General features: G+C 75.5%; 2 protein-coding genes. One reads left to right on the forward strand and one right to left on the reverse strand.

What is annotated here, in order from left to right; translation table 11 throughout:
* Window positions 1-4: 4 nt before the first annotated feature.
* Window positions 5-1144 (reverse strand): LLM class flavin-dependent oxidoreductase, encoded by a 1140-nt coding sequence (locus tag DEF28_RS26235; RefSeq protein WP_114400873.1) that lies wholly within the window; start codon window positions 1142-1144, stop codon window positions 5-7.
* A 587-nt stretch (window positions 1145-1731) separates the two neighbouring features.
* Between DEF28_RS26235 and DEF28_RS28190 the strand changes: the two genes are divergently transcribed.
* Window positions 1732-1983, forward strand: a complete 252-nt coding sequence (locus DEF28_RS28190; protein WP_181874464.1) for a hypothetical protein — start codon at window positions 1732-1734, stop codon at window positions 1981-1983.
* Window positions 1984-2463: the final 480 nt, after the last annotated feature.

Raw genomic sequence — 2463 nt, forward strand, 5'->3', positions numbered from 1 at the left:
GGCATCAGGCGCTCGCGTAGCGGTTGGCCGGGCGGGGAAGGACGAAGTGGCCGCGCAGCGTGTCGGCGGTGTACTCCGACCGGAACAGCCCTCGGTCGCGCAGCCGGGGCACCACCTGGTCGACGAACGCGGTGAGGTCACCGGGCAGCACCGCCGGGCGGACGAGGAAGCCGTCAGCGGCGTCGGCCGCGGCCCACTCCGCGAACCGGCCGGCGAGGTCGGCCGGGGTTCCGACGAAGTCCAGCCGGGGCGCGCCGGGTCCGGCGGCCGTGTCCAGCCGCGTATGCCGTTCGCGGGCGGCATCGGGGTCGGCGTCCAGCAGGATCGCGACGTCGACCAGCACGGCCACGTCGTCGGCGGCGCGGCCTGCCTCCTCGACCGCGGCCCGGATCCGGGTGCGGGCGGCACGCGCGGCGCCGGGTCCGGCCGCCGCCGCGATCACCACGTCGGCGTGGCGGGCCGCCGCGCGCAGCGCCGGCTCGGAGTCCGCGCGCGCCACCACGAGGGGGTGGCCCTGCGGGGGGCGCGGCGTGATGGAGGGCCCCTTGACGCTCCATCCGGGTCCCGCGAAGTCGACGTAGTGCAGCTTCTCGCGGTCGATGAACCGGCCCGTCGCGGTGTCGCGGATCTCCGCGTCGTCCTCCCAGCTGTCCCACAGCCGGGCGACGACGTCGGCCACCGCGGCGGCTTCGGCCCACAGCTCCTCCGGCGCGGCGACGGCCCGGCGCCCGATGCTGCGCGCCTCGGCGGCGGTGTCGGACACCGTGAAGCGCCACCCGGCCCGGCCGGCGCTGACGAAGTCGAGCGTCGCCACGGCCTTGGACACGTGGAACGGCTCGGTGTGCGTGGTGGTGACGGTCGGCACCAGCCCGATCCCGCTGGTGAGGGGGGCGACGCGCGCCAGGGTCAGGACGGCGTCGAGGCGGCCGCGGGGCGCGCCGGCGGCGCCGTCCAGCGGAGCGAGTCCGTCGTCCAGCGTGACGAAGTCCAGCCGGCCGCGCTCGGCTTCCAGGGCCAGGCGGACGTGGTGGTCGGCCGTGAGCAGCCGGCGGGCCGCCGTCCCGCTGATCCGCCACGCGGCGGGATGCGCGCCCGCCCCGTCGATGGCCGCCGCGAGGTGGAGGGCCCGTGGGGATCCGGTCACTGTGTCGCTCCCGTCCGTCGACCGCCGCAGGGCGGATGGTGGCTGCGGGCGCCCGACCGCCGGGCGGTCGTGTCGGGGGCGGGGCCGCTGTGGGGCATACCCACTAAACCTACTAAAGCGATCTGAAATTAGTAAATAGGAACACGGCAGCCAATCGGCGCCCCCTCCCGCGCATGGCCGCCCCCGGTCCGCACAGCCGGGGGCCGGGTGTTGCGGCGGCCGTCGGCGGCGATGGCTTCGGTGGCCGGACACGTCCCGCGCGGCCCGCTCCGGGCGGGCGACCTGCCGCGGTCGGGGCGGCCGCGGCGCGGCGGTCCATGGGCACGGCGATGGCGGCCCGACCTGGTGCGGCCACCCCCTGGCGGCTCCGATCCGTTCGACGGCAGCCGCGTTCCGCACCCGGCCGTGGTCGTTTTTTGTTCACCCTGTGCCCGGGAAGTATGTGAATTTTGGACAGTTGGCGAGACGATGAGGTGGAAGAGATCTCCCGGGGGCCGCGCCGCCGGTTGCCAGCGGCGCGGCCCGTACCGGAAGGGGGCGGGTCGGCGGACCGCCGGCCCGGTATTCCCGGGAGGAGAGCGATCCACATGAGAACCACCCTGCGCCGGATCGCGGTGGCCGGCATCCTGGCCCCGTTCCTGGCCCTGGGGGCACCCGGTGCGGCCATGGCCGCCGGTGCCGCGCCGGCGTCGGCGCTCCCGGCCGGCCCGGTCGCGTCGGTGCAGGCCGACTTCCACGGCGGATTCCACCACGGCTTCCACCACCACGGCTTCCACCACCACCACGGCTTCGGCTTCCACCACCACTGGGGAGACTGGGGCGACTGGGGCGGCTGGTAAGGCCGTGACAGCCCCGCAGTAATCGGCATGAGACCACGCATCGGAGGTGACACAGCGCCGGCCGCGCGCGGCGGCGCCGACTGAGGCCCCGACCCGCCGCGCCGGCGGCGCCGCACCCGTTCCACTACGACGTCCGGCGGCGTCGCGGCGCGGACTTTCGCAACGCCGCCGGTACCGCCGCCGCCGGCATCCTCGCCGGCGGCGGCACCCATGTCCCGCCCGATCCCCGCGGCCCCCGAGCCTCGCCCGCGCGATCCCGCCCGGCGGCGACGTACCCTGGGGTACCGCCCCTCCCACCGTGGCGAACGTCGCGCCGCTTTTCCTATCAAACCAGTGGATTTAATCGGATAAAGGAGCCACCATGGAAGCGTCCCCGCGAACCGCGACGCCGCACCCGCACGCCATCCCGGCACACCGCCCACCGACATCACGGAGTCCTGTGGTGACGCACCCCCAGACAACCTCCATCCCGACCGCCGG

Origin of the sequence: Marinitenerispora sediminis (assembly GCF_003336425.1) — a bacterium.
GTDB lineage: Bacteria > Actinomycetota > Actinomycetes > Streptosporangiales > Streptosporangiaceae > Marinitenerispora > Marinitenerispora sediminis.

Bases quoted from the DNA above. Each gene is read 5' to 3' on its own strand.
- DEF28_RS28190 (WP_181874464.1), top strand. From the start codon at position 1,732: ATGAGAACCACCCTGCGCCGGATCGCGGTGGCCGGCATCCTGGCCCCG.